Genomic DNA, 15,903 nt, shown 5'->3' with positions numbered 1-15,903 from the left:
CCGCCGCTGTCGGGGAGGCGCTATCTCGTTGTGTTGACATAATGTGCATTATCGGCAAATAGGCGATCAGTCGCTTGTGCGCGGGAGCCTGCGCGGGAAAGCGACAGGCTGTTGGGGACGCCGGCGCTCGCGGAATCCACGGGCATCATTCGAGCCGGGTGATGAGGTCGTAGGCTCGGTCCATGACATCGCGCTGCCGCGACCGTGGCGGCGCGACCTCGGTGGCATCCCGGCATCCGACCGTTGCGACATGCTCGAGAGCCTGACGGGGTTCGTCGTCGTCGGCCTGGCTATCGCCGTCGGCTACGTTCTCGGGCGCATCGATCTGCTGGGCGAGCACGCCCGACCCGTCCTGGCCCGCCTGACGTTCTTCGTGCTCTCGCCGTTCCTGCTGTTCGTGGTGCTCGCTCAGGCGGACGTGCGCACGCTGTTCTCCGCGCTGCTGCCGGTGTCGGCGATCGCTGCGGTGGCCGTGATCGCGATCTATGTCGCCTTCTCTCGCCTGGTGTGGCGTCGTTCACTGGGTGAAGTGATGATCGGAGCGCTGTCGGCGGGACAGGTCAACTCCAACAACATCGGCATCCCGCTCTCGCTGTATCTGCTGGGCAGCGCAGCGTTCCCGGCCCCGGTGATCCTGCTGCAGCTGCTGGTGTTCACGCCGATCTCGATGGCGGTGCTGGAGGCTGCGACGGCGCGGCGGGCGTCGTTCTGGCGCGCGGTCGGGCGGGCCCTGTCCAACCCCATCGTGATCGGGTCCGCGCTCGGCACGGCGGTGTCGGTCAGCGGGCTGGATCTTCCGCCGATCGTGTTCGAACCGGCGCTTCTGATCGCGAACGCCTGCGTTCCGGTCCTGCTCATCAGCTACGGGATCTCGCTGCACGGCCAGCGGGTGCTGGGGCCGTCCGGGCGGCGCCGCGACATCGTCCTGGCCACGGTTCTGAAGCTGGGGGTGATGCCCCTCGTCGCATGGTCGGTGGCCGAGTTCGTGTTCGGGCTGTCCGCGCAGGAGGTGCTCATCGTGGTCGTGCTGGCCGCGCTGCCGACAGCTCAGAACGTCTTCAACTACTCGCAGCGGTACGGCGTCGGTGAGACCATCTCGCGGGATACCGTCTTCCTCACGACGATCGGCTGTGTGCCGGTGCTGCTCCTGGTGACGCTCCTGCTCGGCTGACGGCGTGACCGAATACCCCGATGTCGCCGTATTTCACGGTTGACACGCCGTCGCGCGCCACTCCCCCACGGCGCCGGGAGCGCGGTCTATGCTATGACCGCCAGCTCTCAGGTAACTCCCAGAAAGGGATGACTCATGTCCACCGAATCCGCAGCGGAGAAGTCAGCCGTCAACGGCATCCGCACCGCTCTCGGCATTGGCGGCGTTCTTTCCGTCATCGTCGGTATCCTCATCCTGGCCTGGCCGGGCAAGACGGCCATGGTCGTCACGGCGATCATCGCCATCTACGCGATCGCCGCCGGGCTCGTATACGCGGGCCTGGGTATCTTCTCGAAGAACCGGGGCGGCTGGTCGCGTGTGGGCCATATCGTCCTCGGGATCGTGTTCATCATCGCAGGCATCGTGGCGTTCCTGAACCTCGGTCAGGCGACGGCGTGGCTTGCCCTGTTCCTCGGGATCCTCGTCGGAATCCTGTGGATCGTCGAGGGTGTCGTCGCGCTCTCGACGCTCGGCGACGCCGCGTCGCGGGGCTGGACGATCTTCTTCGCGATCATCAGCATCATCGCGGGCATCGTGCTGCTCTTCTCGCCCATCTGGGGCGCGACTGTGCTGTGGTGGCTGCTGGGCATCGCGTTGATCGTGCTCGGTATCATCCAGATCGTCCGGGCCTTCAGATTCGGCAAGCAGGACCTCTAGACCACTCACGCGCAACCGCCCCGGGTGATCCCGGGGCGGTTGCGCGTTCGGTATCGACGCCGGGCCGATCGCTGTCACGCGGCAGGCAGCCACCGCTTCCACCACTCCAGGACGGCGTCGAATCGCTCGATGCGATGGCGCGGCTGGCCCGAGCGGGTCAGCTCGTGGTTCTCCCCCGGGAAGATGAACAGCTCGGCATCCGTCCCCTGCCGCTTGAGCGCGGCGTAGTACCGCGTCGCCTGCTCGAGCGGACAGCGGAAGTCGAGCTCGGAGTGGATCACGAGCGTGGGTGTCGTCACCTGAGACACCACCGCCATCGGACTCTGCCTTGCGATGGCCTCGGGGTCCGTGCCGACGTACTCGTCGCCGAAGAACGAGCCGATGTCACTGGTGCCCTGGAACGACACCGGATCGAGGTACCCGCGCTCCACGATCGCTCCCGAGAATCGGTGGTCGTGGGCGATGACCCACGCGGTGAGATAACCGCCGTACGACCCGCCCATGATGCCGACACGCTGACTGTCGAGCCGGGCGTCGCGGGCGAGCGCGCCGTCGAGGAAGTCGAGGACGTCGGCCATGTCGACTGTGCCCATGGCGCCCCGGATGCTGCGCCCGTGCCCGCGTCCGTACCCCGCCGACCCGCGGGGATTGCTGTACACGACGGCGTAGCCGGCGGAGACGAGCACCTGTGTCTCGTCGAAGAGGTGTATTCCGTAGCTGGCATGCGGTCCCCCGTGGATCTGCAGGATCACCGGGAACGGCCCCTCGCCGTCCGGCTGCGCCACCCATCCGTGGATCGGATAGCCGTCTCTGCCGCTGATCGTCAGCTCGAGCGGACGCACCCTCCCCACGTCGTCCCCGAACGATGTGAGCGTCCGGCTCGAGTCCTCTCCCGCGAGGACCAGTTCTCCGACGGAATCGGCTGTCGCCAGGGATGCCACGATCTGCTCCCCTGCGGCGGCGTGACCGGTGACCTCGACGTCACCGCCGATGAGCTCGCGAACGTCGCCGGTCCGCGTCACACGAACCAGTCGAACCCGGCCGCGGTATCGATCCTGCACGAGGAAGTCGTCGCCGACCGCGGTGATGTGGCTTCCGACTTCGCCGAAGTCGGTCGTGTCGCCGTCCGTGAGTCGTCGCGGCGCGTCGCCCTCGGCGAGCAGCCACAGCGCGACGCCGGACGCGACGAAGTCGACCCCGGACGGACCGACATCCGACGCGAGCAGACCGACCGCCCCGTCCGGCGCGACGGCGACGTCGACGATCGAGAGATCTGCGCCGCGCCCGACCAGCTCCCGTTCCCCGGAGCCGTCGACGCGAACGGCGACCAGACGCGAGCGCAGGTCGCGGCGGTCCGGTTCGATCTCGTCGACGACGGTCAGCACCTCGTCCCCGAGGAAGACGGCGTTCGAGTGCGACGCCACGCCCTCGGTGAGCGCGATCGCATCGGCGGCGACGACCTTCTTCTTCGGTGGCGTCGCGCTTTCGGGACGCACAGCCGCAGCCGGCTCGTAGAACGGCTCCGCGTCCAGGTCCGGAGCCGGGACGACGAACAGCTGCGCCGGACGGTCCGCCACGTAGCCGATCCCGTTCGCGTGCCACCGGATGCCGGTGATGCGACGCGGCGCCTCGGCCGCGGCATCCAGCCCGTCGACAGTGCCATACCGGCCCGTCTCGGGGATGCGCGCGGTGTACGCCAGCGACGCACCGTCAGCCGACCAGTCGAACGACTCGACCCCCAGCGGAGTGTCCGTTCCCTGGACCGGCTCGCCTCCACCGGAGGAGACGACATGGAGCTGCGGCTTGTCCTTCGCATCGCGGCGCAGGAAGGCGATCTGCGAGCCGTCCGGCGACAGCTGCGGTGCGGCATCCGCGGTACCGCGCGTGAGTCGACGGAGCGCGCCGTCGGGAAGATCCACGCGCCACAGCTGACCGACCGCGCGGTTGGCTTCGAGATCCGGTCTGGACGTGGCGAACACGGCGAACGAGCCGTCGGGCGCGATGTCGGGCCGACCCACCGAGACGAGCTTCTCGATGTCTGCGGGGCGCACGCTCACTCCCCCGCGAACGAGCTCGTGTCGCCCACCAGCCGGGTGTGATCCTCGGGGATCTCGTCGACTGCGGCGCGAGCGACCTCGGCCGCGAACTCGCCGACGTTGTAGAGCTTGCCCGCCGACTCGCGGCGCGAGGCGATCGCACCCGGGTTCGCCCGCTCGAGCAGAGTCGCGGTGATGGTCCCCTCGATCATGTCTCCGGAGACGACGACGAACTCGACGCCGCGCTCGTCCAGAGCGGGGATGCGCTCCCGCAGCGCGTCCTCGCCCGCGCGCTTGGACAGCGCGACCGGGACGTACTCGGGCATGGTCGGCGTCGTGCGGATGAAGTGCGCCTGGTGACTCGTCACGAACACCACCCGAGAGCCTCGTCCGAGCAGGGGCAGCGCCGTCTCGAGCACCCGCACCTGCGCATCGCGATTCAGCTGCAGCGCGTACTCCTCCCCCATGCCCGACTCCATGCCGCCGGACGCATTGAGCACGAGGACATCAAGCGACCCGAAGGTCCGCTCGACCTCGGAGAACATCGCCTGAACGGATTCGGCATCGGTGAGGTCCGCGCCGACGACGAGGGCCTGGACACCCAGGTCGCGAAGCTCCGTGGCGAGTTTCTCGGCGCGCGGAGCCTTGTTGCGGTAGTTGATGACGACATCGGCCCCTGCCTGCGCGAAGTAGCGCACGGTGTCGGCGCCGATGCCGCGGGACGACCCGGTGACGAGTGCGGTCCTACCGCTCAGAGATCCGGGGGCGAGGGGGGTGAGGGGCTCGGTCACAGGACTCTCCAGGGTGGTGCGGGGCGCTGTTCAGGCGGTTGTCACGGCCTCGGCGCGCGGTTGCGCGGCGCCCTCTCGACACTACCAACGGCGGCTCGGCGACAGGGCTCTGACCGGTCTCGCCCGGGATGCCGCGTGATAGGTTCGAGCAACAGGGAGGCACACTGTGGAGCTCATCCAGACCATCGAACAGTTCGCGTGGATCGGGTGGCTGGTCCTGATCCTGATCTTCCTCGTCATCGAGATGCTGACACTCGATTTCACCTTCCTGATGCTCAGTATCGGCGGTGTCGCCGGGCTCGGAGCCGACCTGATCGGTGCCCCCATCTGGCTTCAGGTCATCATCGCCGCGGTGGTCGCGGCCGTGCTGGTTCTGGTGCTGCGCCCCCCGCTCCTGCGGCGACTCCGCCGAGGCGAGGATCCCACTCCGTCCAACGTCGCCGCGCTCGTCGGCCTGAGCGGGCGTGTACTGTCCACCGTCACGCCGCACGGCGGACAGGTGAAGCTCTCGAACGGCGACACCTGGACCGCGCGACCCGACCGAGGAGCCGAACTCGAACCGGGCACGGTCATCCGGGTCAGCCGCATCGACGGTGCCACCGCCTACGTCCGACCCGAGGAAGAGGAACCGACCGCATGAGCCCCGAGAGTTTCATCCCCACCGCCATCGGCTGGGTGGTGGCGATCGTCGTCTTCATCTTCGTCCTCGTCGTCATCGTCCGCTCGATCCGCATCATCCCGCAGGCGACCGCGGGCGTCGTGGAACGTCTCGGTCGGTACCACAAGACGCTCATGCCCGGATTGAACCTGCTGGTCCCGTTCATCGACCGGGTCCGCCCGTTGATCGACATGCGCGAGCAGGTCGTGTCTTTCCCCCCGCAGCCGGTGATCACCGAGGACAACCTGGTCGTCTCGATCGACACCGTCATCTACTTCCAGGTCACCGATCCCCGCGCGGCAACGTACGAGATCCGCAACTACCTGGGTGCCGTCGAGCAGCTGACCACCACGACCCTTCGCAACGTCGTCGGCGGGCTGAATCTCGAAGAGGCTCTCACCAGCCGCGACGAGATCAACGGACAGCTGCGCATCGTCCTGGACGAGGCCACCGGCAAATGGGGCATCCGCGTCGGACGCGTGGAGCTGAAGGCCATCGACCCGCCGGTCAGCATCCAGGACTCGATGGAGAAGCAGATGCGCGCCGAGCGCGACCGGCGGGCCCTCATCCTCACCGCCGAAGGCACGAAGCAGTCGGCCATCCTGACGGCCGAAGGGGCTCGACAGGCCGAGATCCTGCGCGCCGAGGGCGACAAGCAGGCTGCCGTGCTGCGCGCGCAGGGTGAGGCCGAAGCCATTCAGACCGTATTCAGCGCCATCCACCTCGGCAATCCCGATGACAAGCTGCTCGCCTACCAGTACCTGCAGACTCTGCCGAAGATCGCCGACAGTGCGTCCAGCAAGCTCTGGATCATCCCCAGCGAGTTCACCGAGGCGCTGAAGGGCATGAGCACCGCGTTCGCTGCGACCGTCGTCGAAGGCCCGAAGCAGCCCGCGCCCCCGAACGAGGAGCGCGCTCAGCCGCCGCTGCCGTGACCCACAGCTGGTTCGAGGGCGCGGCGCGGCCTCGGGTCCTTGCCCACCGCGGCCTGCTGACGGCGGACGATGTGTCCCACGGCGTCGTCGAGAACTCGTTCGCCGCGGTGGCCGCCGCCCACGCCGCAGGTGCGGTGTACGTCGAATCCGACTGCCACCTGACCGCCGATGGAGTGGCGGTTCTCTTCCACGACGCCGATCTCTCGCGCGTCACCGGCGATCCGCGACCGGTCGCTCACGTATCGGTCCGCGAGCTCGAGGCACTCATGGCAGCACGGGGAGGACTGATCACCCTGGGGCAGGCGCTGGAGGCGTTCCCGACAATGCGCTTCAACCTCGACGTGAAGGCGAAGGATGCCGCGCCGGAGGTCGGTCGCATCGTCGCGCCACACGGTCACCGCGTGCTCCTCACGAGCTTCGCGGACGAGCGTCGGCTTGCGGCTCTCGCAGCCGCGGAGACAGCGGGCGACGGCGTCAGGCCCGCCACGTCTGCCGGCACCGCCACGATCGCACGGGTCGTGGCGGCGGTCGCGGCTCGATCGTCGGGTCTCGTGCGCCGGTCCCTGACGGGCGTGGACGCCCTCCAGGTGCCCGAGAGGCGCGGTCGGATGCGCATCGTGACCCCGCGACTGATCGCCGCCGCACACCGGCACCACGTCGAGGTGCACGTGTGGACGGTGAACCATCCGGATGACATGCGGCGCCTCGTCGCGATGGGCGTCGACGGCATCGTGACCGATCGTGCCGACGTCGCGCTCAGCGTCCTGGACCAGGAGAGTCCGCCGGCGGACAGCGGGTGACGGGCGGCCCTGAGCATCGTCTGTGAATGCCACCGCAGGATGCTCCGTTCGGATGATCCGCCCAGGTCCCAGCGCTATACCTATACAGCGACGAGAGGACCACACAATGGCAGACCGCAGCCTGCGCGGCATTCGACTCGGCGCCCAAAGCCTACAGAGCGAAGAGGGCGTCGTGTTCCATGAACGCGCACAACACATCTATCAGTGCACGTCGTGCGGACGTGACACCACCATGACATTCGCAGCCGACGCCGAGATCCCCGAGGCCTGGGAGTGCCGCACCTGCGGCGCCGAGGCCCTGTTGCGCATCGGCGAGGGCACTGCGACCGTCGATCACAGCGAGGACAAGGTCGCTCGCACCCACTGGGACATGCTGCTGGAGCGCCGTTCGATCCCCGAGCTCGAAGAGCTCCTCGAGGAACGTCTTGCCTACGTTCGCGCCCGCCGCGGCGCCGGCGAAGACGTGACGGTCGGCAAGCTCAGCGCCTGACCTCAATCCGAGACGCCGGTCCCTTCGGGGGCCGGCGTTTTCGCATGCCCGCGGCGGCGGAGCCGGACCGCGATCCCCACTGCGACGAGGGCCACAAGGCTTCCCCACCCGAGCAGCATCTTCACCCACTCGCCCGCGATGACAGCGGGGGTCAGTCCGCTCCACAGCGGCACGTCGGTCAGCATCTGGCCGGCCTCCCCAGCCGGAAGTCCGTCGATCGTCGTGCCGTCGGCAGCGATCACCTGACTGGTGCCCACGGTGGACAGGTTCACGACGGAACGCCCCGTCTCGATCGCACGCATGCGGGCGAACGCCAGCTGTTGCAGGTTCTCGTCGGTGCCGCGGAAATCCGCGTTGTTCGTCTGGAACATGTAGACCTGCGCCCCCGCGCGCGCACCGTCCCAGATCACATCGTCGTAGATGACGTCGAAGCAGATCGCCAGCCCCACGCCGACGCCCTCGAGATCGAAGAACGGGGGCGCCACGCCCGGTGAGTACTCACGCTGGATCAGCCCGATCAGATCCGGAGCGAACGGCTCGAAGAACGGGCGGTCGGGAACGTACTCACCGAACGGCACGGGATGCCGCTTGTCATAGGTCTGCGTGGCGCCCTCACCGGCGATCCACAGCAGAGACGAATTGAAGTACTCGTCCCCACGCGATGTCACGGCGCTGATGAGAAGCGGGGCATCGATCCGCTCCGCCAGCGCGTCCAGCACTCGGGCGGTGCTCGTGTCAGTCGTGGGGTCGGAGTCGACACCTCCCTCCGGCCAGAGGAGGACGTCCATCTCTTCGCCGAACAAGGGTGCCGTCGCCTCCAGCTGGGCATTGAGCACGGAGTCGGCGGAGCGCTCGTCGAAGTATCCCGCCGGGCCGTTGCCCTGGACCGCACCGACGCGCAGTGTGCCGGCCGGACTGGTCGGGAACTGCGGCACGATCACCAGCAGCAGGGCCACGAGCACCGTGGGCACGGCGGTCAGAGGTGCCCGGAACCGCGCGACGCGGGCGTACTCGATCGCCGCGGCGCAGAACAGGACCATGAGGAACGTCAGTCCTGAGACACCAACCCAGGATGCGAGGTGGGCGAGAGGGCTGCTCGCCTGGGTGATGCCGATCCGCCCCCAGGGGAAGCCCCCGTAGGGCCACGAGCCCACGATCTGCTCGCGGAGCGTCCACAGCCCCGCGACGAGCAGCGGCAGGAGGACGAGCCGACCGATGCGCCCGGGCAGCACCCGCGGCATCCATCGATAGGCGAGGGTGATCGGGACGGCTCCGGCCGCGGTGATCACCGCCTCGAGCATCGACAGCGCGATCCAGGGCACCGGCCCCAGATAGCGGGCTGTGAACACCAGGTTGACGAAGAAGAAGGAGGCGCCGAAGGCGAATCCGACCAGCAGGGAGGCCCAGGCGCTCCTGCCGATCAGGCTGAGGAGAGCCAGGACGACGGCGGGAAAGGCCATCGGCCACCAGGCGAGAGCCGGAAATGCGAGGGTGAGGATGAGCCCGCCCGCCACGGACGCCACGACCGCCGCCCACAGCGGCAGGAGGGGACGCGGAGCGGGGGCGAGAGGCACCCCATAACCCTAAGCGGACGGCCTCAGACGGAGCTGTAGGCGACGATCCCGCGACGCACCGCATCCAGGGCTTTCCGGGCGGTGGTGGCGAGCGGGGCGTCGGCGACGAGGGACAGCTGATCGAGAAGGTCGATCGTCTGCTTGGCCCAGCGGACGAAGTCGCCGGCTGCCATGTCGGCCTCCACGAGAACCCGCTCGAGCGGCATCCCCCGCGCCCAGGAGTGCATCGCCTGCGCCAGGCCGGTAGCGACCGATTCGCTGCCGGGCAGCCGATGGTCCTGCTCGAGGTCGTCGAGACGCTGCCAGAGATCCTGTGTGGCCGTCAGGGCGGTGCGGAAGCTCCCTCGCGGCAGGCCGCGCTCCCCGGGTCCGGCCTCGTCTCGCCGTGGTTCGTATACCAGGCAGCATGCCAACGTCGCGAGGGATGCGGCATCCAGTTCCTTCCAGATGCCGGTGCGCAGCGACTCGGCGACGAGCAGGTCGCGCTCACCGTAGATCCGCCTCATCGTGCGGCCTGCGGGGGTCAGCTCCGTCGTGCCGTCGGGGCCGACCCTCACGTAGTCCAGCTCGACCAGCACATCGACGACCCGGTCGAAGATGCGGGCGACCGTTCCGGTGCGCATCTCGATCTGCTGGCGCATCTTGTCCACCGTGCGCTTGAGCTTCCAGTACCGCTCGGCCCAGCGCGCGTGGTGCTCGCGGTCTGGACAGGAATGGCATGGATGCCGCTGCATGCGCCGACGCAGGCCCGCGATCTCGCGCTGCCTTGCGTCCCGCGTGGCGTGGGAGTCGTTCGCATCCTTGCGGTTGAGCTTCTCGGCGTCGCTGAGGTCGCGGCGGATCGCGGAATACTCGGTGAAGTCGCCGCGATCGCAGGTCATCGCCTTCTCGTAGCCGGCGAGGGTCTCCTCCGATGCGCGGACCTGACGTGCGATCCCGACCACCGCCCGGTCTGCCTGGAACTGCGCGAACGACGACTCGAGGATCTCGCGCGCCCTCGCGCGCCCGAACTGGTCGATGAGATTCACCGCCATGTTGTAGGTGGGTCGGAAGCTGGAGTTCAGCGGGTAGGTGCGTCGTGACGCGAGCGCGGCGACCTGCTGGGGGTCCAGACCCTCGGTCCACTGGATGACCGCGTGCCCCTCGACGTCGATGCCGCGGCGCCCGGCGCGACCCGTCAGCTGCGTGTACTCCCCCGACGTGATCGCCACGCGCGCCTCGCCGTTGAACTTCTCGAGCTTCTCCAGCACCACCGTCCGGGCGGGCATGTTGATGCCCAGCGCCAGCGTCTCGGTGGCGAACACGACCTTCACGAGCTTGCGCTTGAACAGGTCTTCCACGACCTCCTTGAACGCCGGCAGCAGGCCGGCGTGGTGCGACGCGACGCCTCGTTCGAGGTTGTCGAGCCACTCCCAATAGCCGAGGACGGCGAGGTCCTCATCGTGCAGGGTGCGCGTGCGCTCCTCGACGATGGCGCGGATCTCAGTGCGCTCCTCCGGGCTGGTGAGGCGTACGCCGGAGCGCCGTACCTGCTGCACCGCGGCGTCGCAGCCGGCGCGGCTGAAGATGAAGAAGATCGCCGGCAGGAGGTTCGCCCGCTGCAGCAGCTTCACGACGTCCGGCCGGTCGAGGCGCTCGATGCGCTGCGCGTTCGCGGACCGGATGGGGCGCTGAGCGCCTTTGTGCGGTCGCCGACCCGACCCCTGGTGACGGCCGCCGCCCTCGTGCCGGCCGCCGCCCTCGTACCGCCCGCCGTTCTGAGCGGAGGAGCTGCGCATCGACTGCGCCCGATCCCACCGGGGCTCCGCCCCGGACCCCCGGCTTGCTGACGCGCGCCGGTTGTTCTCGAAGTTCGGCCCCTTGAAGGAGCGGATGCGCATGAGCTCCTGGTTCACCTGCGCGGTCGCGATACCTGCGCGATCGTCGAACAGCGGCAGCAGATCGCCGCGAACGAGGACGTGCTGCTCGAGGGGAACGGGACGGATCTCCGAAACGATCACCTCGGTGTCGCCCCGCACGGTGTCCAGCCAGTCGCCGAACTCCTCGGCGTTGGACACGGTGGCGCTCAAAGAGATCAGGCGCACCGCCGGCGGCAGGTGGATGATGATCTCCTCCCAGACGGCCCCTCGGAAGCGGTCCGCGAGATAGTGCACCTCATCCATCACGACGTACTTCAGCCCGCGAAGCGCTCCGGAGTCGGCATAAAGCATGTTGCGCAGCACCTCGGTGGTCATCACCACGATGCGCGCGCTGCCGTTGATGTTGGTGTCGCCGGTCAGCAGCCCGACCTCGTCAGCCCCGTATACGTCCTGGAGCTCGCGGAACTTCTGGTTGGACAGCGCCTTGATGGGCGTGGTGTAGAACGCCTTGTCGCCGCGCCCGCCGACGGCCGGCTCGCGCATGGCGAGGTGGATCGCGAACTCTCCGACGATCGTCTTGCCGGCGCCGGTGGGTGCGGCCACCAGAACGCTCCGGCCCTCTTCGAGTGCATGGCAGCCCGCGATCTGAAAAGGGTCCAGTTCGAAGCGCTGGGATGCCGCGAACGACGCGGTGATCGGATGGCTGCGGTCCTGCGAGGCCCGGGCGTAGCGCTCCGCCGGGCTCGGGTCCGTCACGCGATGGCCTCAGGCGGAAGGATCGTCGCGGTGCGCTTGGCCCGCCGCCGGTCGAAGAGCATCGACAGCGCCGCGGCGGCGAAGAAGAGGACGACCAGCATCCCGGCGAGCATCAGCATGCTCACCACGTCCGCCGCGGGCGTCGCGACCGCCGAGAAGACCACGGCCACGAGCACCGCGACACGCCAGCCTTTGAGGATCGCCCGCCCGCTCATGACGCCGGCCAGATTCAGCGCGACCAGGAACACCGGCAGAACGAATGAGACGCCGACGACGATGAGAAGCTTGAACACGAAGTCGTAGTAGTACGACGCGTCGAAGAACGACGCGCCCCCGTCGGGTACGAAGGAGGCCATCAGCTCGACGATGTGCGGCATGACCAGCAGCCCCACCCAGCAGCCTGCGAAGAACAGCGGCACCGCAGCGGCGACGAAGCCGATCGTGTACTTGATCTCCTTGCGGGTCAGACCCGGCATGATGAACGCCCAGATCTGCCACAACCAGATCGGGGCGGAGATCAGCAGGCCGATGGCGAACGACATCCGCAGCCGCAGGTCGAACGCGCCAGTGACGGTGCTGAACATCAGCTCGACCTTCGCGGCGTCGCCTTCTGCCTCGGCGATCTGGCGGATCGGAACGGTGATGAGGTAGATCACCGGATCGGTGATGAAGAACGCGACCACCATGCCCAGGATGAGCGCCAGCGCCGCGATCAGAATGCGCTTGCGCAGCTCCACCAGGTGCTGGCCGAGCGACATGCGCTTGTCTCGCCGGGGCTCGCCGGAATCGGCGACGCGCGGCGGTCCTGCTGTGGCCACCTGCAGGTCAGGGTTTGTAATCTGGGGCCCTGCTCGCGTCGGCGGTGGTCTGGGTGACCGACCCTTCGCTTGCGGGGGTTTCGACCGAGTCCGTCTTGCCTGAGGCCGGGTCTTCGTCCTTCATCGCCTTCATCTCGCCCTTGAAGACGCGAGCGGACTGGCCCATGCTCTTGGCGAGCGCGGGCAGCTTCGCGGCACCGAACAGCAGGAGGATGACCGCCAGGATGATCAGGAAGTGCCATCCTGTGAGACCTTGCAACATGTCGAGTCCTTCCGGTTCGTCGTTCCCAGTGTAGCCCGCGCTCGCGGGCACAGCCGGCTTCCTCAGGACGGTCCAAGGCACGTCAACGGTACTGCACGAGACCCGCTTCAGCCCACGTCGCCGCGGCATGCCGGGCGGCCTCCGGCTCGAGGATCTCCACGATCCCCGCTCGGCGAGCGGCGAGCCGGCGCAGGCTGTGCTCGTCGGCCACGTGCATGGTCGCGATCGACACGCCCCCGGTGGTCTCGACCGAGGCGCGGTCCAGATAGTCGCCGAGGAGCGGGGCCATCGACTCGGGGAACCGGATGCGGGCGACGATGTCTCCGGTGCCCGACTCGAACCATCCGGGAACCGGGTCCTCGCCGTGCTCGATGGGGATGTCGGTCAGCTCCAGCGCGCTCACCCGGTCCAGGTGGAAGGTGCGCATCGCCTGACGCAGATGGCACCAGCCCTGCAGGTACCACTCCCCCGTGGCGATCTGCACCTTGACCGGATCGACCGTGCGCGTCGTGGGTGCGGCATCGGGCGCCTTGTAGGTGAACGAGACCGCCACGCCGCGCTGCAGAGCCTCGGCGACCGCGTCGCGCACGGCATCCACAGGACCCGGCGCGAGGATCACATCGGCAGGGGTGCTCGAGGCACCACGGGCGAGCTTGGCAAGCAGTCCGTTGAACAGATCGGTGTCGCCCACCCCGGGGATGGCCCGCGCCATCTGGAGTCCGGTCAGCAGCGCCGCCGCTTCCCGCGCGGTCAGCTTGGGGGCGCGCTCGAGGCCCACCGAGTTGGTGATCACGATGATGTCGCGCTCGTCGAGCAGATCCCAGTCGATGTCGAAGAGGTCGTTCGCCATCTGCCAGTAGCCGCCGTTGCCCGGCAGGCCGATGACGGTGAGGGTCTCGACCATCGCGCGCATCTGTGCCGGAGTCACATCGAACTCGTCTGCGGCCTCGGCGATCGAGACCTCGCCCTTGCCGATCAGGTACGGCACGAGCTGCAGCATGAGCGCCGCCCGATCGGTGGCCACGAGCGGCTTGCGGGCGGTCATGCGCTCCCCCCGTGGGCGGCTCGGGCGGTCTCGAGCCGCAGGATGACCTGATCGCGAAGCACCGCCGGTTCGACGACCCTGACCTCCGGCCCGTACGAGGCCAGTTCGTCCGCGAAGACGTGCACATCGACGTACGGCACGCGGATGCCCTGGTCGGCGGGCAGGGCGCGACGGCTGAGCCGCAGGGCCGCCTCGGTGCCCGGGTTCACCTCGAGAAGTGCGCGGTTGCGCTTCGCGACATCCTCGAGGCCCGCCAGCGCCCGCTCGCCCGCCCCCTCCCGCAGTGCGGGATCGAAGGGCTCACGTGTGATCACGACGTCATCGACGATGCGCAGCAGCAGGAATGTGCGGTCCGCCGCGACGTCCAGGTCGGCCCCGTAGACATGCCACCGTCCCTCGTACTCGACGAGCGCCAGCGGTCGGATGCGGCGGGTGCGCGCAGCGGCCTCGCCGGGCTTCAGGTAGCCGAATGTCACCACCCGCGACTGCTCGATCGCCTGCTGCAGAGGCGCGAACGACGCTTCGCGAAGACTGATGCGGGGCGAATAGCCGATGATCGGCTCGTCCACCGCGATGCCGAGCGCACGGATCTTGCGCAGCCCGCTGCGCGCCTCGGCGGACATCGAGCTCTCGCTCCAGACCCCGCCGGCGAGATTGAGCAGCGCGAGCTCCGGCGGTGTGAACACGATGTCCTCGGGGAGCTCGTATTCGGCGGTCGGTACGCGGTAGCGCGCTTCGCGCAGATCGTCGGGATCCGCCCAGTCGCCGATGGTCTCGATCGGGACGCCGAGACGACGGAGGCTCTCCTTGTCGCGCTCGAACATCTTCTCGAGAGCGTCCTTGGACGCGCCGGCCTCTGACTGCTCGCGGTACCCGGAGACGGAGGTGAGAATGGTGTCCTTCGTCAAACCCTGCTCGGTGGCCACCAGCGCGACGACGAGATTGACGAGGCGCTCCTCAGGCGGGTTCTTCGCAGAAGCGTTCGCTGGCACGCCCTTATCCTAGGCGTCGCAGGATGCCGATTCCGGCGTCGCGCGGACCGGCGAGCCGGTCGCCCGCCGGTTCGCTATTGCAGTGCCGGCTGGTCGACGCCGAGGATGTCGACCACGAAGACGAGCGTCGAATCCGCGGGGATGGAGGCCTGCTCCTGGTCCCCGTAGCCCTGATCGGGCGGGACGACGACCATCACCTGCGAGCCCACGGTCTGGCCCTGCAGCCCCTCAGCGAGACCGGGGATCATGGCGTCGAAGGCGAGGGACTGCGGTGCGTCGCCCCAGGTCGTCTCGAACACCGTCTTGTCATCCCAGACCACGCCGGTGTAATGCACGCGTACCGGCTCCTCACCGGTGACGACGGGTCCGGTGCCCTTCTTCACGGTCTGCACGACGAGGTCGGTCGGGGGCGCCGAATCGGGGATGAGGACGCCCGGGCGGCCGTCGGGCGCGCGCACGACGGTGGGCAGGCCGGTGCCGACGTTGAACTGGTTCGCACCGTCGGCCTTCGGCAGGTACACCTTGCGGACGTCCACGATCGCCACCGCAGACTCGTCTTCGCCGAGCCCGAGGCCGGCCGCGGTCTCCGCCTCCACGTCGCCGGGGGTCAGGGCCACGACGATCCGAGAGCCCTCGGTCGCGCAGTGCAGCGCGTCCTCGAAGGCGGGGAAGATCTCGACCCAGCGCGACACCGGGAACACCCGCGACAGATCGCCGTCGTAGCCGGATGCGACCAGGGTCTCGCCGGTGGCGCCCGCCACCACGCTGACATCGAGCACCACGAGCTGGCCGTCCTCCGTGATCGCCGTGCCCTCGCCGGCGACTTCGTCGGCGAAGGCCGTCTCGGTCGCCACGAACGGCGTGTAGACCTCGACCTTCGGGGCCTCTTCGGTGGATCCCGAAACGGTGACCAGATCGGTCACCGCGGGATCCGCGGCACCCGGGCGCGAGCACGTCTGCACTCCAGGCAGTGAGCAGCCGACGAGACCGACTGCGAGGAGTCCGAGGACGGCGAGGGAA

15 protein-coding genes are annotated in these 15,903 nt (G+C 68.5%); 6 read left to right on the top strand and 9 right to left on the bottom strand.

Going from position 1 to position 15,903, the window contains the following annotated elements; translation table 11 throughout:
• Positions 1 to 250 precede the first annotated feature (250 nt).
• Together VFX99_RS04615 and VFX99_RS04610 are read left to right on the top strand one after the other, a co-directional pair.
• The gene (locus tag VFX99_RS04615) at positions 251 to 1,171 is read left to right on the top strand and encodes an AEC family transporter (RefSeq protein ID WP_329665139.1); all 921 of its coding nucleotides are present in this window, start codon (positions 251 to 253) and stop codon (positions 1,169 to 1,171) included.
• Positions 1,172 to 1,306: 135 nt separating this feature from the next.
• Complete coding sequence (locus VFX99_RS04610) at positions 1,307 to 1,867, top strand: HdeD family acid-resistance protein (RefSeq protein WP_329665138.1); 561 nt, start codon at positions 1,307 to 1,309, stop codon at positions 1,865 to 1,867.
• Positions 1,868 to 1,941: 74 nt separating this feature from the next.
• Here the strand turns inward: VFX99_RS04610 and VFX99_RS04605 are convergent, their stop codons facing one another.
• Positions 1,942 to 3,918: a S9 family peptidase gene (locus VFX99_RS04605; protein WP_329665137.1), complete on the bottom strand. Its 1,977-nt coding sequence runs from the start codon at positions 3,916 to 3,918 to the stop codon at positions 1,942 to 1,944.
• A gap of 2 nt (positions 3,919 to 3,920) precedes the next feature.
• The gene (locus VFX99_RS04600; protein WP_329665136.1) at positions 3,921 to 4,694 is read right to left on the bottom strand and encodes an SDR family oxidoreductase; all 774 of its coding nucleotides are present in this window, start codon (positions 4,692 to 4,694) and stop codon (positions 3,921 to 3,923) included.
• 166 nt (positions 4,695 to 4,860) lie between these two features.
• Between VFX99_RS04600 and VFX99_RS04595 the strand changes: the two genes are divergently transcribed.
• From VFX99_RS04595 to VFX99_RS04580, 4 genes are all read left to right on the top strand, one after another.
• Entirely contained in the window at positions 4,861 to 5,334 is a 474-nt protein-coding gene (locus tag VFX99_RS04595) for an NfeD family protein (RefSeq protein WP_329665135.1), read from the top strand.
• On the top strand, positions 5,331 to 6,287 hold the full coding sequence (locus VFX99_RS04590) for an SPFH domain-containing protein (RefSeq protein WP_329665134.1): 957 nt from the start codon (positions 5,331 to 5,333) through the stop codon (positions 6,285 to 6,287). The genes VFX99_RS04595 and VFX99_RS04590 overlap by 4 nt, the downstream gene beginning before the upstream one ends.
• A complete protein-coding gene (locus VFX99_RS04585; RefSeq protein WP_329665133.1) occupies positions 6,284 to 7,087 on the top strand; it encodes a glycerophosphodiester phosphodiesterase family protein in 804 nt (267 codons plus the stop codon). The genes VFX99_RS04590 and VFX99_RS04585 overlap by 4 nt, the downstream gene beginning before the upstream one ends.
• A gap of 106 nt (positions 7,088 to 7,193) precedes the next feature.
• Entirely contained in the window at positions 7,194 to 7,577 is a 384-nt protein-coding gene (locus VFX99_RS04580; RefSeq protein WP_329665132.1) for an RNA polymerase-binding protein RbpA, read from the top strand.
• Between the two features lie 2 nt (positions 7,578 to 7,579).
• On the opposite strand, the gene lnt is transcribed toward VFX99_RS04580, so the two are convergent.
• From lnt to VFX99_RS04545, 7 genes are all read right to left on the bottom strand, one after another.
• Positions 7,580 to 9,151: an apolipoprotein N-acyltransferase gene (gene lnt / locus VFX99_RS04575; RefSeq protein ID WP_329665131.1), complete on the bottom strand. Its 1,572-nt coding sequence runs from the start codon at positions 9,149 to 9,151 to the stop codon at positions 7,580 to 7,582.
• A 23-nt stretch (positions 9,152 to 9,174) separates the two neighbouring features.
• Positions 9,175 to 11,766, bottom strand: a complete 2,592-nt coding sequence (locus VFX99_RS04570) for a DEAD/DEAH box helicase (protein WP_329665130.1) — start codon at positions 11,764 to 11,766, stop codon at positions 9,175 to 9,177.
• The gene (gene tatC / locus VFX99_RS04565; protein ID WP_329665140.1) at positions 11,763 to 12,524 is read right to left on the bottom strand and encodes a twin-arginine translocase subunit TatC; all 762 of its coding nucleotides are present in this window, start codon (positions 12,522 to 12,524) and stop codon (positions 11,763 to 11,765) included. The genes VFX99_RS04570 and tatC overlap by 4 nt, the downstream gene beginning before the upstream one ends.
• A gap of 67 nt (positions 12,525 to 12,591) precedes the next feature.
• On the bottom strand, positions 12,592 to 12,846 hold the full coding sequence (gene tatA, locus VFX99_RS04560) for a twin-arginine translocase TatA/TatE family subunit (RefSeq protein ID WP_329665129.1): 255 nt from the start codon (positions 12,844 to 12,846) through the stop codon (positions 12,592 to 12,594).
• 82 nt (positions 12,847 to 12,928) lie between these two features.
• Positions 12,929 to 13,891 (bottom strand): WYL domain-containing protein, encoded by a 963-nt coding sequence (locus VFX99_RS04555; protein WP_329665128.1) that lies wholly within the window; start codon positions 13,889 to 13,891, stop codon positions 12,929 to 12,931.
• Positions 13,888 to 14,883 carry a helix-turn-helix transcriptional regulator gene (locus tag VFX99_RS04550; RefSeq protein WP_329665127.1) on the bottom strand — a complete coding sequence of 332 codons (996 nt, stop codon included), beginning with the start codon at positions 14,881 to 14,883 and terminating at the stop codon, positions 13,888 to 13,890. Before VFX99_RS04550 ends, VFX99_RS04555 begins: the two co-directional genes overlap by 4 nt.
• 74 nt (positions 14,884 to 14,957) lie before the next feature.
• On the bottom strand, positions 14,958 to 15,903 hold a 946-nt coding region (locus VFX99_RS04545), incomplete at its 5' end, for an FKBP-type peptidyl-prolyl cis-trans isomerase (protein WP_329665126.1).

It is taken from the genome of Microbacterium sp. (assembly GCF_036277215.1).
GTDB lineage: Bacteria > Actinomycetota > Actinomycetes > Actinomycetales > Microbacteriaceae > Microbacterium.
The sequence above is the reverse complement of the archived record's forward strand: the minus strand, read 5'-3'. Positions and strand labels throughout refer to the sequence as shown.